Annotated in this window: 25 protein-coding genes; 18 read left to right on the top strand and 7 right to left on the bottom strand. The window is 55.5% G+C overall.

Annotated elements, in window-relative coordinates; genetic code table 11:
• Positions 1 to 33: 33 nt before the first annotated feature.
• Together btuF and mtnN are read right to left on the bottom strand one after the other, a co-directional pair.
• The gene (gene btuF / locus EDF75_RS19665) at positions 34 to 834 is read right to left on the bottom strand and encodes a vitamin B12 ABC transporter substrate-binding protein BtuF (protein ID WP_133600605.1); all 801 of its coding nucleotides are present in this window, start codon (positions 832 to 834) and stop codon (positions 34 to 36) included.
• A complete protein-coding gene (mtnN, locus tag EDF75_RS19660; RefSeq protein ID WP_128879034.1) occupies positions 827 to 1,525 on the bottom strand; it encodes a 5'-methylthioadenosine/S-adenosylhomocysteine nucleosidase in 699 nt (232 codons plus the stop codon). The genes btuF and mtnN overlap by 8 nt, the downstream gene beginning before the upstream one ends.
• A gap of 86 nt (positions 1,526 to 1,611) precedes the next feature.
• Here mtnN and dgt point away from each other — a divergent pair, with 86 nt between their 5' ends.
• The 3 genes from dgt to EDF75_RS19645 all read left to right on the top strand — a co-directional run bounded on the left by dgt (position 1,612) and on the right by EDF75_RS19645 (position 6,049).
• A complete protein-coding gene (dgt, locus tag EDF75_RS19655) occupies positions 1,612 to 3,126 on the top strand; it encodes a dGTPase (protein WP_133600604.1) in 1,515 nt (504 codons plus the stop codon).
• A 135-nt stretch (positions 3,127 to 3,261) separates the two neighbouring features.
• Positions 3,262 to 4,701 carry a serine endoprotease DegP gene (gene degP / locus EDF75_RS19650; RefSeq protein WP_133600603.1) on the top strand — a complete coding sequence of 480 codons (1,440 nt, stop codon included), beginning with the start codon at positions 3,262 to 3,264 and terminating at the stop codon, positions 4,699 to 4,701.
• 190 nt (positions 4,702 to 4,891) lie between these two features.
• Entirely contained in the window at positions 4,892 to 6,049 is a 1,158-nt protein-coding gene (locus EDF75_RS19645) for a CdaR family transcriptional regulator (protein ID WP_041144125.1), read from the top strand.
• 92 nt (positions 6,050 to 6,141) lie between these two features.
• On the opposite strand, the gene EDF75_RS19640 is transcribed toward EDF75_RS19645, so the two are convergent.
• The 5 genes from EDF75_RS19640 to map form a co-directional block, all read right to left on the bottom strand.
• On the bottom strand, positions 6,142 to 6,531 hold the full coding sequence (locus EDF75_RS19640) for a DUF3461 family protein (RefSeq protein ID WP_004858100.1): 390 nt from the start codon (positions 6,529 to 6,531) through the stop codon (positions 6,142 to 6,144).
• A gap of 107 nt (positions 6,532 to 6,638) precedes the next feature.
• The gene (dapD, locus tag EDF75_RS19635; protein ID WP_004872026.1) at positions 6,639 to 7,463 is read right to left on the bottom strand and encodes a 2,3,4,5-tetrahydropyridine-2,6-dicarboxylate N-succinyltransferase; all 825 of its coding nucleotides are present in this window, start codon (positions 7,461 to 7,463) and stop codon (positions 6,639 to 6,641) included.
• 34 nt (positions 7,464 to 7,497) lie between these two features.
• The gene (gene glnD, locus EDF75_RS19630; RefSeq protein WP_133600602.1) at positions 7,498 to 10,161 is read right to left on the bottom strand and encodes a bifunctional uridylyltransferase/uridylyl-removing protein GlnD; all 2,664 of its coding nucleotides are present in this window, start codon (positions 10,159 to 10,161) and stop codon (positions 7,498 to 7,500) included.
• Positions 10,142 to 10,408, bottom strand: coding sequence for a hypothetical protein (locus tag EDF75_RS19625; protein WP_133600601.1), 267 nt, complete (start codon positions 10,406 to 10,408; stop codon positions 10,142 to 10,144). Before EDF75_RS19625 ends, glnD begins: the two co-directional genes overlap by 20 nt.
• Before the next feature lie 28 nt (positions 10,409 to 10,436).
• The gene (map, locus tag EDF75_RS19620) at positions 10,437 to 11,231 is read right to left on the bottom strand and encodes a type I methionyl aminopeptidase (protein WP_041144127.1); all 795 of its coding nucleotides are present in this window, start codon (positions 11,229 to 11,231) and stop codon (positions 10,437 to 10,439) included.
• 323 nt (positions 11,232 to 11,554) lie between these two features.
• On the opposite strand from map, the gene rpsB reads away from it, so the two are divergent.
• The 15 genes from rpsB (at position 11,555) to rnhB (ending at position 26,891) form a co-directional block, all read left to right on the top strand.
• Entirely contained in the window at positions 11,555 to 12,280 is a 726-nt protein-coding gene (gene rpsB / locus EDF75_RS19615; protein WP_041144128.1) for a 30S ribosomal protein S2, read from the top strand.
• 122 nt (positions 12,281 to 12,402) lie between these two features.
• Entirely contained in the window at positions 12,403 to 13,254 is an 852-nt protein-coding gene (tsf, locus tag EDF75_RS19610) for a translation elongation factor Ts (RefSeq protein WP_095103655.1), read from the top strand.
• Positions 13,255 to 13,401: 147 nt separating this feature from the next.
• Positions 13,402 to 14,127: a UMP kinase gene (gene pyrH / locus EDF75_RS19605; protein ID WP_041144130.1), complete on the top strand. Its 726-nt coding sequence runs from the start codon at positions 13,402 to 13,404 to the stop codon at positions 14,125 to 14,127.
• A 292-nt stretch (positions 14,128 to 14,419) separates the two neighbouring features.
• Complete coding sequence (gene frr, locus EDF75_RS19600) at positions 14,420 to 14,977, top strand: ribosome recycling factor (protein ID WP_041144131.1); 558 nt, start codon at positions 14,420 to 14,422, stop codon at positions 14,975 to 14,977.
• Positions 14,978 to 15,215: 238 nt separating this feature from the next.
• Positions 15,216 to 16,418 carry a 1-deoxy-D-xylulose-5-phosphate reductoisomerase gene (ispC, locus tag EDF75_RS19595; protein WP_133600600.1) on the top strand — a complete coding sequence of 401 codons (1,203 nt, stop codon included), beginning with the start codon at positions 15,216 to 15,218 and terminating at the stop codon, positions 16,416 to 16,418.
• A gap of 239 nt (positions 16,419 to 16,657) precedes the next feature.
• Positions 16,658 to 17,416, top strand: a complete 759-nt coding sequence (ispU, locus tag EDF75_RS19585) for a (2E,6E)-farnesyl-diphosphate-specific ditrans,polycis-undecaprenyl-diphosphate synthase (RefSeq protein ID WP_041147522.1) — start codon at positions 16,658 to 16,660, stop codon at positions 17,414 to 17,416.
• Positions 17,417 to 17,428: 12 nt separating this feature from the next.
• Positions 17,429 to 18,286, top strand: coding sequence for a phosphatidate cytidylyltransferase (cdsA, locus tag EDF75_RS19580; RefSeq protein ID WP_133600599.1), 858 nt, complete (start codon positions 17,429 to 17,431; stop codon positions 18,284 to 18,286).
• A gap of 11 nt (positions 18,287 to 18,297) precedes the next feature.
• Positions 18,298 to 19,653, top strand: coding sequence for a sigma E protease regulator RseP (gene rseP / locus EDF75_RS19575; protein ID WP_041144134.1), 1,356 nt, complete (start codon positions 18,298 to 18,300; stop codon positions 19,651 to 19,653).
• A gap of 31 nt (positions 19,654 to 19,684) precedes the next feature.
• Positions 19,685 to 22,114, top strand: a complete 2,430-nt coding sequence (gene bamA, locus EDF75_RS19570; RefSeq protein ID WP_041144135.1) for an outer membrane protein assembly factor BamA — start codon at positions 19,685 to 19,687, stop codon at positions 22,112 to 22,114.
• Between the two features lie 122 nt (positions 22,115 to 22,236).
• A complete protein-coding gene (gene skp, locus EDF75_RS19565; RefSeq protein WP_041144136.1) occupies positions 22,237 to 22,722 on the top strand; it encodes a molecular chaperone Skp in 486 nt (161 codons plus the stop codon).
• Positions 22,723 to 22,725: 3 nt separating this feature from the next.
• The gene (lpxD, locus tag EDF75_RS19560) at positions 22,726 to 23,751 is read left to right on the top strand and encodes a UDP-3-O-(3-hydroxymyristoyl)glucosamine N-acyltransferase (RefSeq protein WP_041144137.1); all 1,026 of its coding nucleotides are present in this window, start codon (positions 22,726 to 22,728) and stop codon (positions 23,749 to 23,751) included.
• A 151-nt stretch (positions 23,752 to 23,902) separates the two neighbouring features.
• Complete coding sequence (fabZ, locus tag EDF75_RS19555) at positions 23,903 to 24,358, top strand: 3-hydroxyacyl-ACP dehydratase FabZ (RefSeq protein WP_004098761.1); 456 nt, start codon at positions 23,903 to 23,905, stop codon at positions 24,356 to 24,358.
• A gap of 3 nt (positions 24,359 to 24,361) precedes the next feature.
• Positions 24,362 to 25,150 carry an acyl-ACP--UDP-N-acetylglucosamine O-acyltransferase gene (gene lpxA / locus EDF75_RS19550; RefSeq protein WP_045859740.1) on the top strand — a complete coding sequence of 263 codons (789 nt, stop codon included), beginning with the start codon at positions 24,362 to 24,364 and terminating at the stop codon, positions 25,148 to 25,150.
• Positions 25,150 to 26,298 carry a lipid-A-disaccharide synthase gene (gene lpxB / locus EDF75_RS19545; RefSeq protein WP_133600598.1) on the top strand — a complete coding sequence of 383 codons (1,149 nt, stop codon included), beginning with the start codon at positions 25,150 to 25,152 and terminating at the stop codon, positions 26,296 to 26,298. The genes lpxA and lpxB overlap by 1 nt, the downstream gene beginning before the upstream one ends.
• Positions 26,295 to 26,891, top strand: a complete 597-nt coding sequence (gene rnhB / locus EDF75_RS19540; RefSeq protein ID WP_045859735.1) for a ribonuclease HII — start codon at positions 26,295 to 26,297, stop codon at positions 26,889 to 26,891. Before lpxB ends, rnhB begins: the two co-directional genes overlap by 4 nt.
• The last annotated feature ends 21 nt before the right edge of the window (positions 26,892 to 26,912 follow it).

Genomic DNA, 26,912 nt, shown 5'->3' with positions numbered 1-26,912 from the left:
TCAGTTCCCGCTTAGCGCCTGGTTAACAGGCGATTATTTTACCTGCTCGAGCGCAGTACAGAGTTGTTTTGCGGCGAGGATAATACGTGGGCTCGCGCGTTCAAACCAGTCGCTATGCAGCGCAATCAGCGAAATTTTTAACTGATTATGCCAGTAGCGTTCGACTTCGGGAATTTTGCGGGCATCGCCGGTGATGACAATAGCCTGCGGCTGTCTGGCGAGAACCTGCTCGCGGCTGACCTGGGGCCAGGGCGCTTTACTGGCAGCGAAAATATTCTCCCCGCCGCACAGCGTCAGAACCTGATCCTGAATCGATCCCTGGCTGCTGGTAAAAAGAGGGTTGCTGCCAAACTGGAGAAAGACGCGCTTCTTCGGAAGGTGGGCGTAGCGGGCCTTCAGCGCGCGATAGTCGTCCTGCATCTGCTGCGCCGCCTGGCGGGCCTTTTCCGGCTGAGGGCTCCACTGCGCCAGCTGTCGTAGGGTGGTGATAATCTCTTCGATGGTGGCGGTATCGACCCAGATGACCTTGATACCGAGAGCGCTTAGCTGATTAACCTGCCGCTCGGCGTTGCCTCCGCGCCACGCCAGGACCAGATCGGGCCTGAGGGCGACAATGCGCTCCAGGTTCATCCCCTGCCAGCTGGAAACCTGCTCGATGCCGGCGGCCTCCGGCGGGTAGTCGGAATAGCTGCTGACGCCAACCGGCGTGATGCCGGCCGCAAACGCCAGCTCGGTATTGGCCGGGGATAGCGTAATCACCCGCGGCGCGGCAAAGAGCCACGCCGGGGCCAGCAGCAGCAGGGCGGCAAGCGCCTGTTTTAGCGATTTAGCCACGCGTCAGGTTCTGCACCAGATTTTCCACCATCAGGGTGGACTGCCTGGCGGCGACGGCGAGGAACTCGTCGAAGCTCAGATGGGACTGCTGATCGGCAACGTCGGAAATGGCGCGAACCACCACGAACGGGACGCCGAAGTTATGGCAGACGTGCGCGATGGCGGTGGCTTCCATTTCGACCGCTACGGCCTGCGGGAAGTTATGGCGGATTTTCGCCAGCCCGACGGAGCCGTTGATGAACGCGTCGCCGCTGACGATCAGACCGCGTACCGCGTTAAGATTCAGCGCTTCGATGCTGCTTTGCGCGGCGGCAATCAGCTTATCGTCGGCTTTGAAGCCCGCCGGGCAGCCCGGCAGCTGGCCGTATTCGTAGCCGAATGCGGTCACGTCGGCGTCATGGTAGCGGGTTTCGTCGGAGATAACGATATCACCGACTTTTAGCGTTGGCTCAAGACCGCCCGCGGAGCCGGTGTTGATAATCACGTCCGGCTTGCAGACTTCCAGCAGCAGCGCCGCGCCCATCGCCGCGGCAACTTTACCGATCCCCGATTTCAACAGGGCGACGTCGGTACCGTGAAGCTGGCCGGTATAAATTTCGCTGCCGCCAAGGGTGATAGTCTGGCGGTTTTCGATTTTGTCGCGCAGAAGGGTAACTTCTTCTTCCATAGCGCCAATAATGCCGATTTTCATAGATTTACTCGCGATGTGTCAGGTTTAGTTGCATAGTCTATCATGCACTCAAAGGGAAACGTTATTGCTCGCGAGCGGGAGAGGCTATGGCAAAGATTGATTTTCGCAACAAGATTAACTGGCGCCGACGCTATCGCTCGCCGCAGGGCGTCGAAACTGAGCGTGAAATCCTGCGTATTTTCGAAAGCGATCGCGGGCGCATTATTAACTCCCCGGCCATTCGCCGTTTACAGCAGAAAACCCAGGTCTTTCCGCTGGAGCGCAACGCGGCGGTGCGCACCCGGCTTACCCACTCTCTCGAAGTGCAGCAGGTTGGACGCTACATTGCCAAAGAGGTGCTGAGCCGGCTGAAGGAGCAGCAGCTGCTGACGGCCTACGGCCTGGATGAGCTCGGCGGGCCGTTCGAGAGCATCGTCGAGATGGCGTGCCTGATGCACGACATCGGCAACCCGCCGTTTGGCCATTTTGGCGAGGCGGCAATCAATGACTGGTTCAGCCAGCGCCTCGCGCCGGAGGATGCGGCTAACGAAGCGCTGCCCAACGATCGCTGCACGGTTGAGGTGCTGCGCCTGCGGCCGGGCGAAGCGTCGCTAAACGCGCTGCGCGGTAAGATCCGCCAGGATCTGTGCTGGTTTGAGGGCAACGCGCAGGGGATTCGTTTAGTACATACGCTAATGCGAATGAATCTTACCTGGGCGCAGGTTGGCTGTATTCTTAAATATACCCGCCCGGCCTGGTGGCGCGGTGACGCGCCTGCCAGCCACAGCTATTTAATGAAGAAACCTGGTTATTATTTAGCCGAAGAAGGCTATATTGCGAGGTTACGTAAAGAACTGGATCTGGCTCCTTACAATCGCTTTCCTTTAACGTGGATTATGGAAGCGGCGGACGATATCTCATATTGCGTCGCCGATCTTGAAGATGCGGTAGAAAAACGAATTTTCAGCGTAGAGCAACTCTATCAGCATCTGTACGACGCGTGGGGGCAGCATGAAAAAGGTTCGTTATTTTCCCAGGTGGTAGAAAATGCGTGGGAAAAATCACGTTCTAATTCCCTAAGTCGGAGTACAGAAGATCAGTTCTTTATGTATTTACGGGTGAATACGCTAAATAAACTGGTGCCGTATGCGGCCCGACGCTTTATAGATAACATCGCGAAGATTTTTACCGGTGATTTTAATCACGCGCTGCTTGAGGATGATAGCGACTGCAGTCAGCTGCTGGAGCTATATAAAAACGTGGCGATAAAACATGTGTTTAGCCATCCGGATGTTGAGCAGCTGGAATTGCAGGGCTATCGCGTTATTAGCGGGCTGTTAGACATCTATAAGCCGCTGCTGAAATTGTCGCTGGAGGAGTTCAGCTTATTAGTCGAAAAAGAGAGAGTGAGAAGTCTGCCTATCGCTTCGCGACTATTTCAGAAACTTTCCACGCGACATCGGCTGGCCTACGTGGAGGCAGTAAACAAAATTCCGGCAGATTCCGCAGAGTTTCCGCTGATGGAATACTATTATCGCTGCCGCCTGATCCAGGACTATATTAGCGGGATGACGGACCTGTATGCATGGGATGAATATCGGCGGCTGATGGCGGTAGAATAGGTACAGGTTTTGTAAAGACGGACAATAATTTTTTACTTTTTGGCAGTGCTTAATTCCGGAACTTAGCGCGATAAAATGACTCTGATAGTCACTTACATAGCAATTCTGCGTTATCTAAAATCGAGATTGAGACATATGAAAAAAACCACGTTAGCAATGAGTGCACTGGCTCTGAGTTTAGGTCTGGCGTTATCCCCGCTCTCTGCGAGCGCGGCAGAAACAGCTTCTTCGGCGACTAATGCGCAGCAGATGCCGAGTCTGGCCCCGATGCTGGAAAAAGTCATGCCGTCGGTCGTCAGCATCAACGTTGAAGGCAGCACCACCGTGAACACGCCGCGGATGCCGCGTAACTTCCAGCAGTTCTTCGGCGACAACTCGCCGTTCTGCCAGGACGGTTCACCGTTCCAAAGCTCTCCGTTCTGTCAGGGCGGCGGGCAGGGCGGCGGCGCGCCGGCTGACGGCGGCCAGCAGCAGAAATTTATGGCGCTGGGCTCCGGGGTCATTATTGATGCGGCGAAAGGCTATGTCGTCACCAATAACCACGTTGTGGACAATGCGACGACCATCAAAGTGCAGCTCAGCGACGGGCGCAAGTTTGACGCCAAAGTGGTGGGTAAAGACCCGCGTTCTGATATTGCGCTGATTCAGATTCAGGATCCGAAAAACCTGTCGGCAATCAAGCTGGCTGACTCCGACGCCCTGCGCGTCGGCGACTACACCGTGGCGATCGGTAACCCGTTCGGTCTGGGTGAAACCGTGACCTCCGGTATTGTTTCCGCTCTCGGCCGCAGCGGCCTGAACGTGGAAAACTACGAAAACTTTATCCAGACCGATGCGGCGATTAACCGCGGTAACTCCGGCGGTGCGCTGGTGAACCTGAACGGCGAGCTGATCGGTATCAATACCGCGATCCTCGCGCCGGACGGCGGCAACATCGGCATCGGCTTTGCCATCCCGAGCAATATGGTGAAAAACCTGACCGAGCAGATGGTCAAATATGGCCAGGTGAAACGCGGTGAGCTGGGGATCATGGGGACCGAACTGAACTCCGAGCTGGCAAAAGCGATGAAGGTCGATGCCCAGCGTGGCGCCTTCGTCAGCCAGGTGATGCCGGGTTCTGCCGCGGCGAAGGCCGGAATCAAAGCCGGGGACGTGATCACCTCGCTGAACGGTAAACCGATCAGCAGCTTTGCCGCACTGCGCGCGCAGGTCGGAACGATGCCTATCGGCAGCAAGGTCGAGCTTGGCCTGGTGCGCGATGGCAAACCGGTAACCGCGACCGTCGAACTGCAGCAGAGCAACCAGACTCAGGTTGATTCCAGCACCATCTTCAACGGTATCGAAGGGGCTGAAATGAGCAACAAGGGCCAGGATAAAGGCGTGACGGTCAATAACGTCAAGGCCGGGACTCCTGCGGCGCAGATTGGCCTGAAGAAAGGCGATATTATCGTCGGCGCTAACCAGCAGCCGGTGAAGAATATTGCCGACCTGCGCAAAATCTTCGACGCTAAACCGTCGGTGCTGGCGCTGAATATTCAGCGCGGTGATAGCACTATCTACCTGCTGATGCAGTAATCTCTGTCGGCTACACCGGCCCCTTCTCCTCGCCCGAGGGAAGGGGCTTTTTTTACCCTGTACCGCTGGCGAACCGTCATTCTGTGATTCCTTCCACAACTCCATACTTCTCTCCCGCGCTTTGTGCATACGCACAATGCAGCGCTAACCCAACTCTTTTATGCTGATGCCCTGCTCACGGGAGGGTTACATGGCTGGCTGGCATCTTGATACCAAAATGGCGCAGGATATTGTGGCGCGTACCATGCGCATCATTGATACCAATATCAACGTAATGGATGCCCGTGGGCGCATTATCGGCAGCGGCGATCGCGAGCGTATTGGTGAATTGCACGAAGGCGCGCTGCTGGTCCTCTCGCAGGGACGTATTGTCGATATCGATGATGCGGTGGCCCGTCACCTGCACGGCGTACGCCAGGGGATCAACCTGCCGCTGCGTCTGGAAGGGGAAATCGTCGGCGTCATCGGCCTGACCGGCGAGCCTGAAACGCTGCGCAAGTATGGCGAGCTGGTATGCATGACCGCAGAGATGATGCTGGAGCAGTCCCGACTGATGCACCTGCTGGCTCAGGACAGCCGCCTGCGTGAAGAGCTGGTGATGAACCTGATTCAGGCGGAAGAGAACACCCCGGCGCTCACCGAATGGGCGCAGCGCCTGGGAATCGACCTGAATCAGCCGCGGGTGGTGGCAATGATTGAGGTCGATAGCGGCCAGCTGGGCGTGGATAGCGCCATGGCGGAGCTGCAGCAGCTGCAGACGGCTCTGACCACCCCGGATCGCAATAACCTGGTGGCGATTGTCTCATTAACGGAGATGGTGGTTCTTAAGCCCGCGCTCAACGCCTTTGGCCGCTGGGATGCGGAAGATCACTGCAAACGGGTTGATCAGCTTATCGCCAGAATGAAGGAAAACGGCCAGCTGCGTTTCCGCGTGGCGTTAGGCAACTTCTTTACCGGGCCCGGGAGCATCGCGCGTTCGTATCGTACCGCCCGCACCACCATGATGGTCGGCAAGGAGCGCATGCCGGAGAGCCGGAGCTATTTTTATCAGGATTTGATGCTGCCGGTGCTGCTCGATAGCCTGCGCGGCGGCTGGCAGGCCAACGAGCTGGCCCGTCCGCTGGTTCGCCTGAAGGCGATGGACAATAACGGTCTGCTGCGGCGCACGCTGCAGGCCTGGTTTCGCCATAACGTTCAGCCGCTGGCGACCTCAAAGGCGCTGTTTATTCATCGTAATACGCTGGAGTACCGGCTGAATCGTATTTCAGAGCTGACGGGGCTGGACCTGGGCAGTTTCGACGATCGGCTGCTGCTGTATATTGCGCTGCAGCTGGATGAACAGAGGTAGAGAATAATCCCGGATGATGGCGAGAACGCCTTATCCGGGCGGCTGTACACATAGCCCCGACGGGCATCGCCGGCCAGGGAAGGGGAGCAGACTTACTTGTTGCGGGTCAGTTTTTCCAGATCGGCTTCAATTTCGCTGATCTTATGGGTGACCACGCTTTCCAGATGACGCAGATCGTCAAGGATCTTACGTTTCAGATCGACTTCAGTGCGATCGCGCTGGCAGATCTGATCGAGTTCATCGATAACGTAGCGCAGGTTGGGACTGATCTCCTGCACTTCTTTATAACCCTGGCCTACGCCATCGGCGACCACGGTCTTACGCTGACGCGGATACTTAAACTTAACGCTTTTGGCGAAGAATTCGCCCTTGTCCTTCTGAAAATAAATTTTCAGAATGTCGTTGTTAGCTTCCTGCCGCAGGCTATAGCGATCGATTTCATCAGGATTGGTAATGCCAAGACTTTTCAGATTATCGTACATAACGGTACCTTTGATATCATCATAACCTTTGAATAATTAACGAAAAAACCGTTCTTCGCCAGCGTCAAATATAAAAAAAGCGGGATATCTCCCGCTTTTTATACTGTTTAGTCGATGGTACGCAGCAGTTCGTTAATGCCGACCTTGCCGCGAGTTTTTGCATCAACCTTCTTCACGATCACTGCGCAGTACAGGCTGTACTTGCCATCTTTCGACGGCAGGTTGCCGGAAACCACCACTGAGCCGGCCGGTACGCGACCGTAGAAGACTTCGCCGGTTTCGCGGTCGTAGATTTTGGTGCTCTGGCCGAGGTACACGCCCATGGAGATAACGGAACCCTCTTCGACGATAACGCCTTCGACAACTTCAGAACGCGCGCCGATAAAGCAGTTATCTTCGATGATGGTTGGGTTAGCCTGCAGCGGCTCCAGCACGCCGCCGATACCCACGCCGCCGGAGAGGTGCACGTTTTTACCGATCTGCGCGCAGGAGCCGACGGTAGCCCAGGTATCAACCATGCTGCCTTCGTCAACGTAGGCGCCGATGTTGACGTAGGACGGCATCAGCACGGTGTTGCGGGCAATGAACGCGCCCTGGCGAACGGCCGCCGGCGGAACCACGCGGAAGCCCTCTTTCTGGAAACGCGCTTCATCGTAGTCGGCGAATTTCATCGGTACTTTATCGAAGTAGCGGCTTTCCGCACCGTCGATAACCTGGTTATCGTTAATACGGAAAGAGAGCAGAACCGCTTTCTTCAGCCACTGGTGGGTGACCCACTGGCCATCGATCTTTTCAGCGACACGCAGAGCGCCGGAATCAAGCAGGGAAATGACCTGGTTAACCGCTTCGCGGGTTACGGTATCCACATTTGCCGGCGTGATGTCGGCGCGACGCTCAAAGGCGGACTCAATAACATTCTGTAATTGCTGCATTGTTTACTCTTTCTCTATTACACATAAAAGTTCGTTACCCTTTATCGTTTGGATTGAGGGCCTCTGTCAACCGTTGTTGTACTTCTTGTTGCAGCGCATTATTAAGCGCACGCCGGTCTGCCGTGGCGATTATAAATAAATCTTCTACTCGCTCACCAATTGTCGTAATTCTGGCCCCGTGAAGGGAAATATTGAGGTCGGCGAAGACCTGGCCGACCCGGGCCAGCAGGCCAGGCTGATCGAGCGCAATCAGCTCAAGAAACGATTTTCGGTCGGTATGCGTTGGCAGGAAATTGACCTCGGTGGCGACGGAAAAATGGCGTAATTTTGCCGCCTGCCGACGCGGGGCCGGCGGCTGCCAGCTGCGCTGAGTAATGGTCTGCTCCAGCCCAAGACGGATCATCTCATGGCGATCGGCGGACAGCGGGCTGCCGTCCGGTTCGAGCACAATAAAGGTGTCCATCGCCATCCCGTCGCGGGTGGTAAAGACCTGGGCGTCGTGAACGCTCAGATTTCGGCGGTCAAGTTCACCACAGACGGCGGCGAACAGATACGGTCGATCCGGGCTCCAGATAAAGATTTCGGTGCCGCCGCGCGTGGCCTGCGAGCTGAGCAGGATCATCGGTTTATTGAGATCGTGCCGGAGCAAATTACGCGCATGCCAGGCGAGCTGATTTGGCGTGTGGCGCACGAAGTAGTTGGCCCGGCAGCGGTTCCAGATTTGATGCAGGGCCTCTTCATTAATGTTTTCCATCCGCAGCAGCGCCAGCGCCTGCAGCTGATGATGGCGAACCCGTTCGCGCATATCCGGCGTGCTTTGCATTCCACGACGCAGCTGTTTTTCGGTCGCAAAATAGAGCTCACGCAGCAGGCTCTGCTTCCAGCTGTTCCACAAGGTTTCGTTGGTGGCGCAGATGTCGGCTACGGTCAGGCAGACCAGATAGCGCAGGCGGTTTTCCGTCTGCACTTCTTCCGCGAACTGCTTGATGACCTCGGGATCCTGAATATCACGGCGCTGGGCGGTGACGGACATTAACAGATGATGGCGAACCAGCCAGGCGACCATCTGAGTTTCTCGCGAGTTCAGGCCGTGCAGTTCGGCAAACTTCAGGACGTCCTGGGCACCCAGCACCGAGTGATCGCCGCCGCGGCCTTTAGCAATGTCGTGGAACAGGGCGGCAATCAGAATCAGCTCAGGATGGGTCAGGCGCGGCCACAGCTCAACGCACAGCGGGTGGCGGCTGCGGGTTTCCTCTTTGGCAAAACTCTCCAGCTTGAGCAGCACGCGGATTGTGTGCTCGTCTACCGTGTAGGCGTGGAACAGATCGAACTGCATCTGGCCGACGATATGCGACCACTGCGGCATATATGCCCACAGCACGCTGTGGCGGTGCATCGGCAGCAGCCCGCGGCTCACCGCACCCTGGTGGCGCAGCATGCTGAGAAAAATGGTTCGCGCTTCCGGGATATAGCACAGCGGCTGCGTCAGGTGGCGGCGCGCGTGGCGCAGGTGGCGCAGCGTCGTGGAGTAGATGCCGGTGATGCTGCTGTTGCGCACCATAATATAGAACATGCGCAGAATAGCCTGCGGCTCGCGGATGAACAGCGTATCGTCGCGCAGATCGATAAGCGAGCCGCGCAGCTGGAAATCATCGTCAATCGGCCGCGGCTTTTCGTCTTCGGTCAGCGCCAGGATGGCCTCATCAAACAGCTGCAGCAGCATGTGGTTCAGCTCGCTTACCCGGCGGGTGACGCGGAAGAAATCTTTCATCATGTGCTCGATGGGCTGGTTTCTTTCGCCTTCATAGCCTAAGCGACGCGCCACGCTGAGCTGGCGGTCGAAGAGCAGGCGGTTATCGTAGCGGGTTAGCTCCAGGTGCAGGGCGAATCGAATTCGCCACAGCTGGTGCAGGCATTCGTTGAGCTCGTTGCGCTCCGCCTCCGTCAGGAAGCCGAAGCCGACCATCTCATCCATCGAGGTGGCGCCGAAGTGGCGGCGGGCGACCCACTGCAGGGTATGGATATCCCGCAGGCCGCCGGGGCTGCTTTTCACGTCCGGCTCGAGGTTATAGCTGGTGCCGTGATAGCGCTGATGGCGTTCGTTCTGTTCCTCTACCTTGGCGGCGAAGAATTTCTCCGACGGCCAGAAGCCGTCGCTAAAAATGTGCTTTTGCAGCTCAAGAAACAGCGCGACGTCGCCGATCAGCAGGCGCGATTCGATCAGGTTGGTGGCGACGGTGAGGTCGGATAAGCCTTCCAGCAGGCACTCTTCGAGGGTGCGCACGCTGTGCCCGACCTCCAGCTTGACGTCCCACAGCAGCGTCAGCAGCTCGCCGACCTTCTGCGCCTGTTCGTCGGAGAGTTTTTTGCGGCTTAAGATCAGCAGGTCGACGTCGGAAAGCGGGTGCAGTTCACCGCGACCGTAGCCGCCTACCGCCACCAGAGCCGTGTCGCAAACCGAGCCGAAGCCGTACTCCACCCACAGGCGCTGCAGCAGCTGGTCGATAAACTCGGTGCGGGCTTCAATCAGCCGCTCGGCGGCGGTGCCGGCATCGAAAGCCTCACCCAGCCAGCGCTGGAAAAGCTCGAGATGGGTCTTAATCGCCGCGCAGTTCAAATCATCCTGCGGCCAGGCGCCCGGATTCTCAGGTTGGCCCGAGAGGGCAGGGGGGAGAGTGTCAGGTAAAGAGTTGCTCATCGCGCCACCATAAGAAAAAAATATCGCCTATAAAAAATCGCCGGGAGCGATTTTTAACGTCGCTTGCGGCGGCCCGTAGGGTGGCGGGCAGGAAGCCCGTCATACAAAATTGCCGGGAGCGATTTTTAACGTCGCCCGCGGCGGCCCGTAGGGTGACGGGCAGGAAGCCCGTCATACAAAATTGCCGGGAGCGATTTTTAACGTCGCCCGCGGCGGCCCGTAGGGTGACGGGCAGGAAGCCCGTCATAAAAAAGCCGGCGGGCGCCGGCTTTTCGTTATTCGTTATGCGAGATTATCGCCGGGATGGTGTCATCCTTGCGTAACGTCAGAATTTCGCAGCCGTTATCCGTCACCACAATAGTATGCTCGTACTGGGCAGACAAGCTCCGGTCTTTCGTTTTCACCGTCCAGCCGTCTTTCATGCTGCGGATCTCTTTCTTGCCGGCGTTGACCATCGGCTCGATGGTAAAGGTCATTCCCGGCTTGAGCACCACGTTGGTCTCCGGCGAGTCGTAGTGCAGCACCTGCGGCTCTTCATGGAAGCCGCGGCCAATGCCGTGCCCGCAGTATTCACGCACCACGGAAAAACCTTCCGCTTCGACAAACTTCTGAATCGCCGCACCGATGGCCCGCAGGTTGATGCCGGGTTTGACCATCTTCAGGGCCAGATAGAGACTCTCCTGAGTGACGCGGCACAGACGCTCGCCGAGGATCGTCGGTTTGCCGACGATAAACATTTTGGAGGTGTCGCCGTGGAACTCATCCTTAATGACCGTGACGTCAACGTTGACGATATCGCCGTCTTTCAGCCGTTTTTCATCGTCCGGGATACCGTGGCACACCACTTCGTTAATCGAGATACACACCGATTTCGGGAAGCCGTGGTAGCCGAGGCAGGCGGAGATCGCTTTCTGCTCGTTGACGATGTAATCGTTGCAGATGCGGTCCAGCTCGCCGGTGCTGACGCCCGGTTTTACATAGGGTTCAATCATTTCGAGCACTTCGGCGGCCAGGCGGCCCGCGACGCGCATTTTTTCGATGTCTTCAGATGTCTTGATAGAAATAGCCATGGATTGTGTCCAGCTGTGTCGATTTTTTCGACAATAATAGAGTAAGTCCCGCCAATGTTAACAGTCCGGGCGACCTGGTGCCAAATTGAGAATCATTAACAGCACTCAGCGTCAACAAGAGTTGGTGTCCAGTCCTGTTTTGTGGTATAAAGCGCGCCGGACTTCCGTTCCATTTCGTACTACACAGGATGGACTGAAGCGACAAATCTCACTTTGTGTATATAACACACACGTATCGACACATATTCCGGGGTGCCCTTTGGGGTCGGTAATATGGGATACGTGGAGGCATAACCCCAACTTTATCTATAGAGGTTTTAAACATGGCAACTGTTTCCATGCGCGACATGCTCAAGGCTGGTGTTCACTTTGGTCACCAGACCCGTTACTGGAACCCGAAAATGAAGCCTTTCATCTTCGGCGCGCGTAACAAAGTTCACATCATCAACCTTGAGAAAACTGTACCGATGTTCAACGAAGCTCTGGCTGAACTGAACAAGATCTCTGCTCGTAAAGGCAAGATCCTGATCGTTGGTACTAAGCGCGCTGCAAGCGAAGCGGTAAAAGACGCTGCTAACAGCTGCGATCAGTTCTTCGTGAACCATCGCTGGTTGGGCGGTATGCTGACTAACTGGAAAACCGTTCGTCAGTCCATCAAACGTCTGAAAGACCTGGAAACTCAGTCCCAGGACGGTACTTTCGAGAAGCTGACCAAGAAAGAAGCGCTGATGCGTACTCGTGAACTGGCCAAGCTGGAAAACAGCCTGGGCGGTATCAAAGACATGGGCGGCCTGCCGGACGCACTGTTTGTTATCGATGCAGACCACGAACACATCGCTATCAAAGAAGCAAACAACCTGGGTATCCCGGTATTTGCTATCGTTGATACTAACTCCGATCCGGACGGCGTAGATTTCGTTATCCCGGGTAACGACGATGCAATCCGCGCTGTTAGCCTGTACCTGGGTGCAGTAGCTGCAACCGTGCGTGAAGGTCGTTCTCAGGATCTGGCTTCTCAAGCGGAAGAAAGCTTCGTAGAAGCTGAATAATAAGGTCTAGCCCTTATTTAGTACCGTGTATAAATAGGGGCCTATATTTGGCCCCTTTTTCACTTTTAAACCTGTTTGGTTCCTGGAACCAGGCAGGTCATATCTCTCCCGAGGATTAAAGAATGGCTGAAATTACCGCATCCCTGGTAAAAGAGCTGCGCGAACGTACTGGCGCAGGCATGATGGATTGCAAAAAAGCGCTGACTGAAGCTAACGGCGACATCGAGCTGGCAATCGAAAACATGCGTAAATCCGGCGCGATCAAAGCGGCGAAAAAAGCAGGTAACGTTGCTGCTGACGGCGTGATCATCACCAAGATCGACGGTACCTACGGCATCATTCTGGAAGTTAACTGCCAGACTGACTTCGTAGCGAAAGATGGCGGTTTCCAGGCTTTTGCTAACAAAGTACTGGACGCAGCGGTTGCTGGCAAAATCACTGATGTTGAAGTGCTGAAAGCACAGTTCGAAGAAGAGCGCGTTGCGCTGGTTGCTAAAATCGGTGAAAACATCAACATCCGTCGCGTTGCTGCCCTGGAAGGCGAAGTTCTGGGTTCATACCAGCACGGCGCACGTATCGGCGTTCTGGTTGCCGCTAAAGGCGCAGATCAGGAGCTGGTTAAACAGCTGGCTATGCACATCGCTGCAAGCAAGCCGGAATTCGTTAAGCCAGAAGACGTTTCTGCTGAAGTGGTAGAGAAAGAGTACCAGGTTCAGCTGGACATCGCGATGCAGTCCGGTAAGCCGAAAGAGATCGCAGAGAAAATGGTTGAAGGCCGTATGAAGAAATTCACCGGCGAAGTTTCTCTGACCGGCCAGCCTTTCGTTATGGACCCAAGCAAATCTGTTGCTCAGCTGCTGAAAGAGCACAACGCAGACGTGACTGGCTTCATCCGCTTTGAAGTGGGCGAAGGCATCGAAAAAGTTGAGACTGACTTTGCAGCAGAAGTTGCTGCGATGTCCAAGCAGTCTTAATTTTTTAAAAGGAGCCGCCTGAGGGCGGCTTCTTTTTGTGCCCATTTTGTAAATTCAGCCAACCCTTATAGTGGCTGCGCTGAAAAGCGACATACAATGTCGCCAGAATTAACTCATCTCACTCGTTGACAGTCTCAGGAAAGAAACATGGCTACCAATGCAAAACCCGTCTACAAACGTATTCTGCTTAAGTTAAGTGGCGAAGCTCTGCAGGGTTCGGAAGGCTTCGGTATTGATGCAAGCATACTTGACCGTATGGCTCAGGAAATCAAAGAACTGGTTGAACTGGGTATTCAGGTTGGCGTAGTGATTGGTGGCGGTAACCTGTTCCGTGGTGCTGGTCTGGCGAAAGCGGGAATGAACCGCGTCGTGGGCGACCACATGGGCATGCTGGCAACGGTCATGAACGGCCTTGCAATGCGTGACTCCCTCCATCGCGCCTATGTGAACGCTCGCTTGATGTCAGCGATTCCGCTGAACGGCGTTTGTGATAACTACAGCTGGGCAGAGGCGATCAGCCTGCTGCGTAATAACCGCGTCGTTATTCTGGCTGCGGGTACCGGCAACCCGTTCTTCACGACCGACTCCGCAGCCTGCCTGCGCGGGATTGAAATTGAAGCTGACGTGGTGCTGAAAGCGACCAAAGTCGACGGCGTGTTTACCGCTGACCCGGCTAAAGACCCGTCTGCCACCATGTACGATCAGCTGAGCTACAGCGAAGTGCTTGATAAAGAGCTGAAAGTCATGGATCTGGCCGCCTTTACCCTGGCGCGTGACCATAAATTGCCGATTCGCGTATTCAACATGAACAAACCCGGCGCGCTGCGCCGCGTGGTGATGGGCGAAAAAGAAGGTACGTTAATTACGGAATAATTTCCGTAATACGCTTCACCGTTCAGACCGTCTCTGCGTTGGCCGTCTTTGCTCACCTCAGCCGCTGACTTCAGTAAGCTGCTGGGGGGGAGCTCGCTCCGCCGTCGCCTCGATACAACGTGAATGATTTTGTGTAGAAATGAAGGTAAGATTCCGCTCTACCTTAGTAGCGGCTTTTTACTCAGACGCGCCCAGGGCGTCGTCATGAATTAAACGGGACTATACTTAGCTCACCTGATAGCAGCTGTGCGGCGTTTAGTCTGCCTGAGACAAGTTTCCAAGGATTAGTAACGTGATTAACGACATCAGAAAAGATGCTGAAGTGCGCATGGAAAAATGCGTTGAAGCGTTCAAAAACCAAATCAGCAAAATACGCACGGGTCGTGCTTCCCCCAGCCTGCTGGACGGCATCGTCGTGCAGTATTACGGTACGCCTACGCCGCTGCGTCAGCTGGCAAGCGTAACGGTTGAAGACTCCCGTACTCTGAAAATCAACGTGTTCGACCGCTCCCTGAGCCCGGCCGTTGAAAAAGCGATCATGGCTTCTGACCTCGGTCTGAACCCAAGCTCTGCGGGCAGCGATATCCGCGTTCCGCTGCCTCCGCTGACCGAAGAGCGTCGTAAAGATCTGACCAAGATCGTACGCGCAGAAGCCGAGCAGGCTCGCGTGTCGGTACGTAACGTTCGTCGCGACGCTAACGATAAAGTGAAAGCGCTGCTGAAAGACAAAGAGATCAGCGAAGATGACGATCGCCGTTCTCAGGACGACGTGCAGAAAATGACTGACGCCGCCATTAAGAAAGTGGATGCGGCGCTGGCAGATAAAGAAGCGGAACTGATGCAGTTCTGATTTCCTGCCGTTATGCCCGTCCTCATTGCCGTTTGATGAACGGGACGGACGTACAGTCTGAAACGCCGTACAGAAGACCGAACGCTCAGCTCCAGGAATTGCGTTGAAAAGGTCGGCCCTGTAGCCTTTGGCACTCTTGTTGAAGGCGATACATTGCCTGCCCGCCTCCTGACTGCTGATGCGCGAGGGCTTGCTGGCGGCGTTTTTTTTATCCTGTCTTACTTCTTCTGGACGCCTCATGAAGCACTTAACCGTTCTTGGTTCGACCGGTTCAATTGGCTGCAGCACGCTGGATGTCGTGCGCCATAACCCCGATCGCTTTTCCGTCGCCGCGCTGGTCGCGGGGAAAAATGTCGACCGTATGGTTGAACAATGTCTGGAATTCACCCCCCGCTACGCGGTCATGGATGATGCGAAAAGCGCCGAGTCTCTGCGTATTGCACTGCGCGAACGCGCCAGCCGTACCGAAGTCCTGAGCGGTCAGCACGCCGCGGCGGAAGTCGCCGCGCTGGATGACGTTGACCAGGTCATGGCGGCGATTGTCGGTGCCGCAGGGCTGGTTCCTACGCTCGCGGCCATTCGCGCCGGAAAAACGGTGCTGTTGGCCAACAAAGAGGCGCTGGTGACCTGCGGTCGTCTGTTTATGGACGCCGTGCAGCAGTCCGGCGCGCGCCTGTTGCCCGTTGATAGCGAACATAACGCTATTTTTCAGAGTATGCCGGAAACAATTCAACACAATCTGGGATACGCTGACTTAACGCAGAACGGCGTCTCGTCGATTCTGCTGACCGGTTCCGGTGGTCCTTTCCGGGAAACAGCAATCTCTGAGCTGGCGGCGATGACGCCGGATCAGGCCTGCCGCCACCCTAACTGGTCAATGGGACGCAAAATTTCTGTCGATTCCGCCACGATGATGAATAAGGGGCTGGAGTATATCGAAGCCCGTTGGCTATTCAACGCCTCGGCGCAGCAGATGGAAGTGCTGATTCACCCGCAGTCCGTTATCCATTCAATGGTGCGCTATCGCGATGGCAGCGTTCTCGCACAGCTCGGTGAGCCGGATATGCGTACGCCGATCGCCCACACTATGGGATGGCCGCAGCGCCTGAACTCCGGGGCTGAAGCGCTGGATTTCTGCCGTCTGAGCAATCTGAGCTTTGCCGCGCCGGATTACGGACGCTATCCGTGCCTGAAGCTGGCGATGGAGGCATTTGATGTCGGTCAGGCGGCGACGACGGCGCTGAATGCTGCCAATGAAATTTCGGTAGCCGCGTTCCTCGCTACGGAGATTCGCTTCACCGATATTGCGGCGGTTAACCTGGCGGTGCTGGAGCAGCTGGCGCTGGATGAGCCGCAAAGCATTGAAGAAGTTCTGATTATCGATGCTCAGGCGAGAGCCGCTGCTCACCGGCAGCTGAAACATCTGGCGGCGCGGGGCTGACCGACGCAATACGTTGTGATATTTGTGGGCGCTGGGCTTCAGTGATATAGTCTGCGCCACCCGATCGTTGTCTAAGATTGCGGTGGCCGTGGCATGACACGGCTTTTTTGCGTAAAGCTCTTGGTTGTTCTCTGCGATTAGCCGCGGCCTCGGCACTGGATAAAAATGCGTATATAGCGCTGACCGGTTGCTTGCGTTTAGCGGCGTGGCTAATCCTTATTATGGACTTAAAACGCGTTATGTTGTCTGCTAATCAAACTGTCAGCGAAATATCACCTGTACATGGCTGCCGTCATGTCGCCATCATTATGGATGGCAACGGACGCTGGGCGAAACAGCAAGGGAAAATTCGCGCATTCGGCCATAAGGCCGGAGCGAAGTCAGTCCGTCGCGCAGTTTCCTTCGCGGCGAACAATGGTATTGAAGCGTTGACGTTATACGCATTCAGCAGTGAGAACTGGAACCGTCCGGCGCAGGAAGTCAGCGCGCTGATGGAGCTGTTCGTCTGGGCGCTGGATAGCGAAGTCAAAAGCCTGCACCGGCATAACGTTCGCCTGCGGATCATCGGCGAAACCACGCGTTTTAATGCTCGCCTGCAGGAGCGGATCCGCAAAGCGGAAGCGCTCACTGAGAACAACACGGGCTTAACGCTGAATATTGCGGCGAACTACGGTGGGCGCTGGGATATCATTCAGGGCGTCCGCAATCTGGCCGAACAGGTAAAAAACGGGTTACTTCAGCCCGAACAGATCACGGAAGACATGCTGAGTCAGCAGGTCTGTATGCATGAACTGGCACCTGTAGATTTAGTTATTAGGACCGGGGGAGAGCATCGAATCAGTAATTTTTTGATTTGGCAAATTGCCTATGCCGAACTTTACTTTACCGATGTTCTTTGGCCCGATTTTGCTGAACAGGACTTTGAAGGTGCACTCCATGCCTTTGTTAATCGAGAGCGTCGTTTCGGCGGCACTGAGCCGGGTGGCAGCAATGCCTGATGGGGGTCACTTTTGCTGAAGTATCGCCTGATATCGGCTTTTGTTTTGATCCCCGTGGTGATTGCGGCGCTTTTCCTGTTGCCGCCTGCGGGTTTCGCCATCGTCACGCTGGTCGTTTGTATGCTCGCCGCGTGGGAGTGGGGGCAGCTGAGCGGCTTCACCTCAACGACCCAACGCGTCTGGCTGGCGCTGCTCTGCGGCCTGCTGCTGGCGCTGATGCTTTTCCTGATGCCTGAGTATCACTATGACGTCCATCAACCGGTGGTTGAGTGGTCGCTATGGGCATCGCTGGGCTGGTGGATTGCGGCCCTGCTGCTGGTCCTTTCCTACCCGGCTTCCGCTGCCTTCTGGCGGAACTCTAAAACGCTGCGCCTGGTTTTTGGCATTCTGACCATTGTTCCGTTTTTCTGGGGCATGCTGACGCTGCGCGCCTGGCACTACGCGGATAACCACTACAGCGGCGCGCTGTGGCTACTGTACGTGATGATTCTGGTTTGGGGCGCGGACTCCGGTGCCTATATGTTTGGCAAAATGTTCGGTAAGCATAAGCTGGCGCCGAAGGTTTCACCGGGCAAAACCTGGCAGGGCTTTTTTGGCGGGCTGGTTACCGCAGCAGTTATTTCCTGGGCGTACGGCCAGTGGGCGAATCTCGATGTTACGCCGGCGGTACTGCTCATTTGCTCTATCGTTGCGGCGCTGGCTTCGGTGCTCGGCGATCTGACGGAAAGTATGTTTAAGCGAGAGGCCGGCATCAAGGATAGCGGGCATCTGATTCCCGGACACGGCGGAATTCTGGATCGTATCGATAGCCTGACGGCGGCGGTACCGGTATTCGCGTGTCTGCTATTGTTGGTCTTCAGGACGATTTGACGGAAGGTTTTATGCTAAGCGTTCTCTGGAATTTGGCCGCCTTTATCATTGCGCTGGGCGTATTGATCACCGTGCATGAGTTTGGCCATTTCTGGGTGGCTCGTCGCTGCGGCGTTCGCGTTGAACGCTTCTCCATCGGCTTTGGCAAAGCGCTATGGCGGCGCTCTGACAAGCAGGGGACGGAATTCGTTATCGCCCTTATCCCACTCGGCGGTTACGTCAAGATGCTCGACGAGCGCGTCGAGCCGGTGGCGCCAGAGATGCGCCACTACGCTTTCAATAATAAAACCGTCGGTCAGCGCGCAGCGATAATCGCCGCCGGACCGATCGCGAACTTCATTTTTGCCATCTTTGCCTACTGGCTGGTGTTTATCATCGGCGTCCCTGGCGTTCGTCCGGTTGTTGGTGAAATAGTGCCCGATTCGATTGCCGCACACGCACAAATTGCAAAAGGAACGGAACTTAAAGCGATAGATGGCATCGAAACGCCTGATTGGGATGCTGTGCGTATGGCGCTGGTAACGAAGATCGGAGACCAGCAAACAATAGTTTCGGTCGCCCCTTTCGGGACCAGCCAACGCCAGGATAAAATCCTCGATTTACGCCACTGGGCGTTTGAACCGGACAAACAGGATCCGGTGACATCGCTGGGCATTCAGCCCCGGAGCGCGCAGGTTGATACGGCTCTGGCAGAAGTACAATCGAATTCGGCAGCGCAGAAGGCGGGTTTGCAAGCGGGCGACAGGATCGTTAAAGTCGATGGTCAACCGTTAACGCAGTGGATGACGTTTGTTAATCTGGTGCGTGATAATCCCGGTAAAGCGCTGGTTCTGGACATCGAACGGCAGGGGAGTCCTCTGTCAGTGACGCTGACACCAGATTCGAAGTCCGGTAGTAAAGGTCAGGCTGAGGGATTTGCAGGGGTTGTGCCTAAGGTCATCCCGCTGCCCGATGAATATAAGACAGTTCGTCAGTACGGGCCGTTTGCCGCCATCGCTGAAGCCACGGATAAAACCTGGCAACTGATGTCGTTAACGGTCAGGATGCTGGGTAAATTGATAACCGGTGATGTCAAACTGAACAACCTCAGCGGGCCGATCTCTATCGCCCAGGGGGCTGGAATGTCAGCGGAGTTTGGGTTGATTTACTATCTGATGTTCCTTGCGCTGATAAGCGTGAACCTCGGAATAATCAACCTGTTCCCGCTTCCCGTCCTGGACGGGGGGCACCTGCTGTTTTTAGCGATTGAAAAGCTAAAAGGCGGGCCGGTATCCGAGCGAGTTCAAGACTTTAGTTATCGCATTGGCTCAATACTGCTGGTGTTGTTAATGGGGCTTGCACTTTTCAATGATTTCTCTCGGTTGTAAGAGAGTTTGTTAGGAAGAACGCATAATAACGATGGCGATGAAAAAGTTGCTCATAGCGTCGCTGCTGTTTAGCAGCGCAACCGTATACGGTGCTGAAGGGTTCGTGGTGAAGGACATTCATTTCGAAGGCTTGCAGCGTGTCGCTGTTGGTGCGGCCCTCCTCAGTATGCCAGTGCGTCCTGGCGATACGGTGACCGATGATGATATCAGTAACACCATTCGTGCTCTGTTTGCCACCGGCAACTTTGAGGACGTTCGCGTCCTGCGCGATGGTGATACCCTGCTGGTGCAGGTGAAAGAGCGCCCAACGATTGCCAGCATCACTTTCTCCGGTAACAAGTCGGTGAAGGATGACATGCTCAAGCAAAATCTTGAGGCATCCGGCGTGCGCGTTGGGGAGTCCCTTGACCGTACTACGCTCGCTGATATCGAGAAAGGGCTGGAAGATTTCTACTATAGCGTCGGTAAGTACAGCGCCAGCGTAAAAGCTGTCGTCACGCCGCTGCCGCGTAACCGCGTCGACCTGAAGCTGGTGTTCCAGGAAGGCGTCTCGGCGAAAATCCAGCAAATCAATATCGTCGGTAACCATGCATTCAGCACGGACGAACTGATCTCTACCTTCCAGCTGCGCGATGAAGTGCCGTGGTGGAACGTGGTTGGCGATCGCAAATACCAGAAGCAGAAACTGGCAGGGGATCTCGAAACTCTGCGCAGCTACTACCTGGATCGCGGCTACGCACGTTTCAACATCGACTCCACCCAGGTGAGCCTGACGCCGGATAAAAAAGGTATCTACATCACCGTGAACATCACCGAAGGCGATCAGTACAAGCTCTCGGGCGTGCAGGTGACGGGCGATCTGGCGGGGCATTCGGCGGAAATCGAAGCGTTGACCAAAGTCGAGCCGGGCGAGCTGTATAACGGCGCCAAAGTGACCAAAATGGAGAATGATATTAAGAAACTCCTCGGTCGCTACGGTTACGCCTATCCGCGCGTGCAGTCGCAGCCGGAAATCAACGACGCCGACAAGACCGTGAAGCTGCACGTTAACGTCGATGCGGGGAACCGCTACTACGTGCGTAAAATTCGCTTTGAAGGCAACGACACCTCGAAAGATTCCGTTCTGCGTCGCGAAATGCGCCAGATGGAAGGGGCGTGGCTGGGCAGCGACCTGGTTGACCAGGGTAAAGATCGTCTGAACCGTTTAGGCTATTTCGAAACCGTTGATACCGATACGCAGCGCGTGCCGGGCAGTCCGGATCAGGTCGACGTGGTCTATAAGGTCAAGGAGCGTAACACCGGTAGCTTCAACTTTGGTATCGGCTACGGTACTGAAAGCGGCGTAAGCTTCCAGGCGGGCGTTCAGCAGGACAACTGGTTGGGTACCGGCTATTCCGTTGGAATTAACGGCACCAAAAACGATTACCAGACCTATACTGAACTGTCGGTCACTAACCCGTACTTCACCGTTGATGGCGTTAGCCTCGGTGGTCGTGTGTTCTATAACGACTTCGATGCGAACGATGCGGACCTGTCCGACTATACCAACAAGAGCTACGGTACGGACGTTACGCTGGGCTTCCCGGTTAACGAATACAATACGCTGCGTGCGGGCGTGGGTTATGTCCATAACTCCCTGTCTAACATGCAGCCGCAGGTGTCGATGTGGCGCTACCTGAACTCAATGGGTCAATATCCGAGCAACACGGACGATAAAAACTCATTCAGCGCCAACGACTTCACCTTTAACTACGGCTGGACGTATAACAAGCTGGACCGCGGCTTCTTCCCGACGGAAGGTTCACGCGTTAACCTGAATGGTAAAGTGACCATTCCGGGTTCAGACAACGAATACTACAAAGCCACGCTGGATACCGCGACCTACGTGCCGATCGATAACGATCACAAATGGGTTGTGCTGGGACGTACCCGCTTCGGTTACGGTGACGGCCTTGGCGGCAAAGAGATGCCGTTCTACGAGAACTTCTACGCCGGTGGTTCAAGCACCGTGCGCGGGTTCCAGTCGAACACCATTGGTCCGAAAGCGGTTTATTTCCCGGCCAATAGTCGTCACGATGGCGATGACAACTATGACAGCAACTGTAAGAGCACCGAATCTGCACCTTGTAAGTCTGATGATGCGGTCGGCGGTAACGCCATGGCGGTTGCCAGCCTGGAGCTGATTGCTCCGACGCCGTTTATCAGCGATAAGTATGCTAACTCGGTCCGTACCTCCTTCTTCTGGGATATGGGTACCGTGTGGGATACGCACTGGGATTCGAGCGCGTACGGTGGCTATCCGGATTATGGCGATCCGAGCAACATCCGTATGTCCGCAGGTATTGCGGTACAGTGGATGTCGCCGTTGGGGCCGTTGGTATTCTCCTACGCCCAACCGTTTAAAAAGTACGAGGGAGACAAAGCCGAGCAGTTCCAGTTTAACATTGGTAAAACCTGGTAACTGTGGGCGACAAAGGAATGTAAGTGCAGTATCGCGCTGACTTTAGGCGATAACTTCGGTTGTCGCCTGGCCACGCAAATAACGGTACCCCTGGGTACTCATGGGATGGTAAGGAGTTAATTGTGAAAAAGTGGTTATTAGCTGCAGGTCTGGGTTTAGCAATGGTAACTTCCGCACAGGCGGCAGATAAAATTGCAATGGTAAACATGAACAGCCTGTTCCAACAGGTTGCCCAGAAAACAGGCGTTTCTAATACGCTGGAAAACGAGTTCAAAGGCCGCGCGAGCGAGCTGCAGCGTATGGAAGGTGACCTGCAGTCTAAAATGCAGCGTCTGCAGTCCATGAAGCCGGGCGCCGATCGTACCAAGCTGGAAAAAGACGTAATGGCTCAGCGCCAGACTTTCTCTCAGAAGGCACAGTCTTTTGAGCAGGATCGTTCACGTCGTTCTAACGAAGAACGTGGCAAGCTGGTTACCCGTATCCAGACCGCTGTGAAAAGCGTCGCGAACAGCCAGAGCATCGATCTGGTTGTAGATTCTAATGCCGTTGCATACAACAGCAGCGATGTAAAAGACATCACCGCTGATGTGCTGAAACAGGTTAACTAAGTAATGCCTTCAATTCGACTGGCTGATCTTGCGCAGCAGTTGGATGCAGAATTACACGGTGATGGCGATATCGTCATCACCGGCGTTGCATCCATGCAGGCCGCAAAAGCGGGCCATATTACGTTCATGGTAAATCCTAAATACCGTGATCGCCTGGCCGATTGCCAGGCTTCTGCCGTTGTTATGACGCAGGATGATTTACCTTTTGCCCACGGCGCCGCGCTGGTAGTGCGTAATCCCTACCTGACCTACGCCCGCATGGCTCAAATACTTGATACCACGCCGCAGCCGGCGCAGAATGTCGCGCCCAGCGCGGTCATCGATGCCACGGCGAAGCTGGGTAAGAACGTAGCGATCGGTCCTAACGCCGTTATCGAATCCGACGTAGAGCTCGGTGATAACGTGGTTATCGGCGCCGGATGCTTCGTTGGTAAAAAGACAAAAATTGGTGCCGGCTCGCGTTTATGGGCCAACGTCACCGTTTATCACGAGATTGAGATCGGCGAAAATTGCCTGATCCAGTCCGGCACGGTGATCGGTGCCGACGGTTTCGGTTACGCCAACGATCGCGGTAACTGGGTGAAGATCCCGCAGCTGGGTCGCGTCATTATTGGCGATCGCGTGGAGATCGGCGCCTGTACTACCATCGACCGCGGTGCGCTGGATGACACCTCGATCGGTAATGGCGTCATTATCGACAACCAGTGCCAGATTGCGCACAACGTCGTGATTGGCGACAATACCGCCGTTGCTGGCGGCGTTATCATGGCGGGCAGCCTGAAAATCGGCCGCTACTGCATGATTGGCGGTGCCAGCGTGATCAACGGCCATATGGAAATCTGTGACAAAGTGACCGTCACGGGGATGGGGATGGTTATGCGTCCTATCACCGAACCTGGCGTTTACTCTTCGGGTATCCCGCTGCAACCGAATAAGGTTTGGCGTAAAACAGCCGCGCTGGTGATGAATATTGATGATATGAGCAAGCGACTCAAAGCAGTTGAGCGCAAGGTTAATCAACAAGATTAGCGCACCCAGCCAAACGCGAAATCATGCCACGTAGCCGATAAAGCGGCTGCCTGGAAGGTGAAGCGTGAAAATTTTCGGCCTGTTGCATTCATAAGATTGCCGCAGGCCGTGTTATTATTGCCTTTTAGTATATTTAGACAGGAAGAGTATTTTGACTACTGACACTCATACTCTGCACATTGAAGAGATTCTGGAACTTCTGCCTCACCGTTACCCGTTCCTGCTGGTAGACCGCGTGCTGGATTTTGAAGAAGGTCGTTTTCTGCGCGCAGTAAAAAATGTTTCTGTTAACGAGCCGTTTTTCCAGGGGCATTTCCCTGGTAAACCGATTTTACCAGGCGTACTGATTCTGGAAGCTATGGCCCAGGCCACCGGCATTCTGGCATTCAAAAGCGTGGGTAAGCTCGAGCCGGGCGAACTGTACTATTTTGCCGGGATTGATGAAGCGCGTTTCAAACGTCCGGTAGTGCCAGGCGATCAGATGATTATGGAAGTCACTTTTGAGAAAACTCGCCGCGGCCTGACGCGTTTTAAAGGCGTCGCGACGGTTGACGGGAAAGTGGTTTGCGAAGCAACGATGATGTGTGCGCGTAGCCGGGAGGCCTGATACGTGATTGATAAAACCGCCTTTATTCATCCTTCAGCCATTGTAGAAGAAGGTGCCGTTATCGGTGCTAACGCTCACATTGGTCCGTTTTGTATTGTTGGTGCTAACGTCGTGATTGGCGAAGGTACCGTACTGAAGTCTCATGTTGTTGTTAACGGTCATACCACGATTGGCCGCGATAATGAGATCTATCAGTTCGCTTCCATCGGCGAAGTTAACCAGGATCTGAAATATGCTGGCGAACCGACGCGCGTGGAAATTGGCGATCGCAACCGCATCCGCGAAAGCGTCACCATTCATCGCGGTACAGTACAGGGCGGTGGATTAACGAAGGTGGGCAGCGATAACCTGCTGATGATCAACGCCCACGTGGCGCATGATTGTACGGTTGGCGATCGCTGCATTCTGGCCAATAACGCGACCCTTGCCGGGCACGTCTCGCTGGATGATTACGTTATCATCGGCGGTATGACCGCGGTGCATCAGTTCTGCATCATCGGTGCCCACGTGATGGTTGGCGGCTGCTCCGGCGTTGCGCAGGACGTTCCGCCGTTCGTTATTGCTCAGGGCAACCACGCGACGCCGTTTGGCGTTAACATCGAAGGCCTGAAACGCCGCGGCTTCAGCCGTGAAGCGATCACCGCAATTCGTAACGCGTATAAGCTGCTCTACCGCAGCGGCAAAACGCTGGACGAAGCCAAGCCGGAAATCGCCGAACTGGCGGCTCAGCATCCTGAAGTTCAGCCATTTTACGACTTCTTTGCCCGCTCAACCCGCGGCCTGATTCGTTAATGGCTGTACAGCGTCCCCTGACTATTGCCTTGGTCGCCGGAGAAACCTCCGGCGATATTCTTGGTGCCGGTCTGATCCGCGCGCTCAAGGCGCGCATTCCCGATGCGCGCTTTGTTGGCGTGGCGGGGCCGCTAATGCAGGCCGAGGGCTGCGAAGCCTGGTATGAAATGGAAGAGCTGGCGGTGATGGGCATTGTTGAAGTGCTCGGTCGCTTACGCCGCCTGCTGCACATTCGCGCCGATCTCACCCGCCGCTTCGGCGAGCTGCGTCCCGACGTTTTTGTTGGCATCGACGCGCCGGACTTCAATATCACCCTCGAAGGCAACCTGAAAAAGCAGGGCATCAGGACTATCCATTACGTCAGCCCGTCCGTTTGGGCATGGCGACAAAAACGCGTTTTCAAAATTGGCAGATCGACCGATCTGGTGCTGGCATTTCTGCCTTTCGAAAAAGCGTTTTACGATAAATTTAACGTTCCCTGCCGCTTCATCGGCCACACCATGGCGGATGCGATGCCGCTGGATCCGGATAAAGGCGCCGCGCGCGACCGCCTGGGTATTGCCCGGGACGCGCACTGCCTGGCGCTGCTGCCGGGGAGCCGCGGGGCAGAAGTTGAAATGCTCAGCGCGGACTTCCTCAAAACCGCGCAGATTTTGCGCGACAGCTATCCCGATCTGCAGGTGCTGGTCCCGCTGGTGAACGCCAAAAGGCGCGAACAGTTTGAACGTATCAAAGCCGAAACGGCGCCGGATCTCCCGGTTCACCTGCTGGATGGTCAGGCGCGTGATGCGATGATCGCCAGCGATGCCGCGCTGCTCGCCTCCGGGACGGCGGCGCTGGAGTGCATGCTGGCCAAATGTCCGATGGTCGTTGGCTACCGCATGAAGCCGTTTACCTTCTGGCTGGCGAAGCGGCTGGTGAAAACCGATTACGTTTCGCTACCCAACCTGCTGGCCGGGCGCGAGCTGGTTAAAGAGCTGCTGCAGGATGAGTGTCAGCCGCAGCTGCTCGCCGATGCGCTGAGGCCGCTGCTGGCCGACGGCAAAACCAGCCATGAAATGCACGACACCTTCCGCGCGCTGCATCAACAAATTCGCTGCAATGCTGATGAGCAGGCGGCGGACGCGGTACTGGAGTTAGTAAAATGATTGAGTTTGTCTATCCGCATACCCACCTTGTTGCCGGTGTTGATGAAGTTGGACGCGGGCCGCTGGTGGGTGCGGTCGTCACCGCAGCGGTGATCCTCGATCCGGCAAAGCCGATTATTGGCCTGAATGACTCCAAAAAATTAAGCGAAAAGCGTCGCCTGGCGCTGTTCGATGAGATCAAAGAGAAGGCTCTGTCATGGAGCCTTGGCCGCGCGGAGCCGCACGAGATTGACGAGCTGAATATCCTGCACGCAACGATGCTGGCCATGCAGCGCGCCGTCGCCGGCTTACACATTGCGCCGGAGTTCGTGCTGATTGACGGTAACCGCTGTCCGCCGCTGCCGGCCCCGTCGCTGGCGGTTGTTAAAGGCGATAGCCGGGTGGCGGAAATCAGCGCGGCGTCTATTCTGGCTAAAGTCACGCGCGATGCGGAGATGGTGACGCTGGATCGGCAATTTCCTCAATACGGCTTTGCGCAGCATAAAGGCTATCCCACCGCTTTCCATCTGGAAAAGCTGATAGAGCATGGCGCAACAGAGCATCATCGGCGCAGTTTCGGCCCGGTAAAACGCGCGCTGGGCCTCGCGTCCTGAATCAATACGCAATCAAGTAAC

This window comes from Klebsiella sp. BIGb0149, assembly GCF_004362605.1.
Taxonomy (GTDB): domain Bacteria; phylum Pseudomonadota; class Gammaproteobacteria; order Enterobacterales; family Enterobacteriaceae; genus Klebsiella; species Klebsiella terrigena.
Note: the sequence above shows the minus strand (reverse complement) of the source record. Positions and strands in the feature narration are given on the sequence as shown.

What these genes read in the sequence shown, in the direction of transcription:
- lpxD (WP_041144137.1), top strand. Translation starts at nt 22,726, where the DNA reads ATGCCTTCAATTCGACTGGCTGATCTTGCGCAGCAGTTGGATGCAGAA.
- mtnN (WP_128879034.1), bottom strand. Translation starts at nt 1,525, where the DNA reads ATGAAAATCGGCATTATTGGCGCTATGGAAGAAGAAGTTACCCTTCTG.
- lpxB (WP_133600598.1), top strand. Translation starts at nt 25,150, where the DNA reads ATGGCTGTACAGCGTCCCCTGACTATTGCCTTGGTCGCCGGAGAAACC.
- bamA (WP_041144135.1), top strand. Translation starts at nt 19,685, where the DNA reads ATGGCGATGAAAAAGTTGCTCATAGCGTCGCTGCTGTTTAGCAGCGCA.
- pyrH (WP_041144130.1), top strand. Translation starts at nt 13,402, where the DNA reads ATGGCTACCAATGCAAAACCCGTCTACAAACGTATTCTGCTTAAGTTA.
- rseP (WP_041144134.1), top strand. Translation starts at nt 18,298, where the DNA reads ATGCTAAGCGTTCTCTGGAATTTGGCCGCCTTTATCATTGCGCTGGGC.
- EDF75_RS19625 (WP_133600601.1), bottom strand. Translation starts at nt 10,408, where the DNA reads ATGACGGGCTTCCTGCCCGTCACCCTACGGGCCGCCGCGGGCGACGTT.
- ispU (WP_041147522.1), top strand. Translation starts at nt 16,658, where the DNA reads ATGTTGTCTGCTAATCAAACTGTCAGCGAAATATCACCTGTACATGGC.
- map (WP_041144127.1), bottom strand. Translation starts at nt 11,231, where the DNA reads ATGGCTATTTCTATCAAGACATCTGAAGACATCGAAAAAATGCGCGTC.
- rpsB (WP_041144128.1), top strand. Translation starts at nt 11,555, where the DNA reads ATGGCAACTGTTTCCATGCGCGACATGCTCAAGGCTGGTGTTCACTTT.
- rnhB (WP_045859735.1), top strand. Translation starts at nt 26,295, where the DNA reads ATGATTGAGTTTGTCTATCCGCATACCCACCTTGTTGCCGGTGTTGAT.
- ispC (WP_133600600.1), top strand. Translation starts at nt 15,216, where the DNA reads ATGAAGCACTTAACCGTTCTTGGTTCGACCGGTTCAATTGGCTGCAGC.
- dgt (WP_133600604.1), top strand. Translation starts at nt 1,612, where the DNA reads ATGGCAAAGATTGATTTTCGCAACAAGATTAACTGGCGCCGACGCTAT.
- tsf (WP_095103655.1), top strand. Translation starts at nt 12,403, where the DNA reads ATGGCTGAAATTACCGCATCCCTGGTAAAAGAGCTGCGCGAACGTACT.
- EDF75_RS19645 (WP_041144125.1), top strand. Translation starts at nt 4,892, where the DNA reads ATGGCTGGCTGGCATCTTGATACCAAAATGGCGCAGGATATTGTGGCG.
- dapD (WP_004872026.1), bottom strand. Translation starts at nt 7,463, where the DNA reads ATGCAGCAATTACAGAATGTTATTGAGTCCGCCTTTGAGCGTCGCGCC.
- degP (WP_133600603.1), top strand. Translation starts at nt 3,262, where the DNA reads ATGAAAAAAACCACGTTAGCAATGAGTGCACTGGCTCTGAGTTTAGGT.
- EDF75_RS19640 (WP_004858100.1), bottom strand. Translation starts at nt 6,531, where the DNA reads ATGTACGATAATCTGAAAAGTCTTGGCATTACCAATCCTGATGAAATC.
- glnD (WP_133600602.1), bottom strand. Translation starts at nt 10,161, where the DNA reads ATGAGCAACTCTTTACCTGACACTCTCCCCCCTGCCCTCTCGGGCCAA.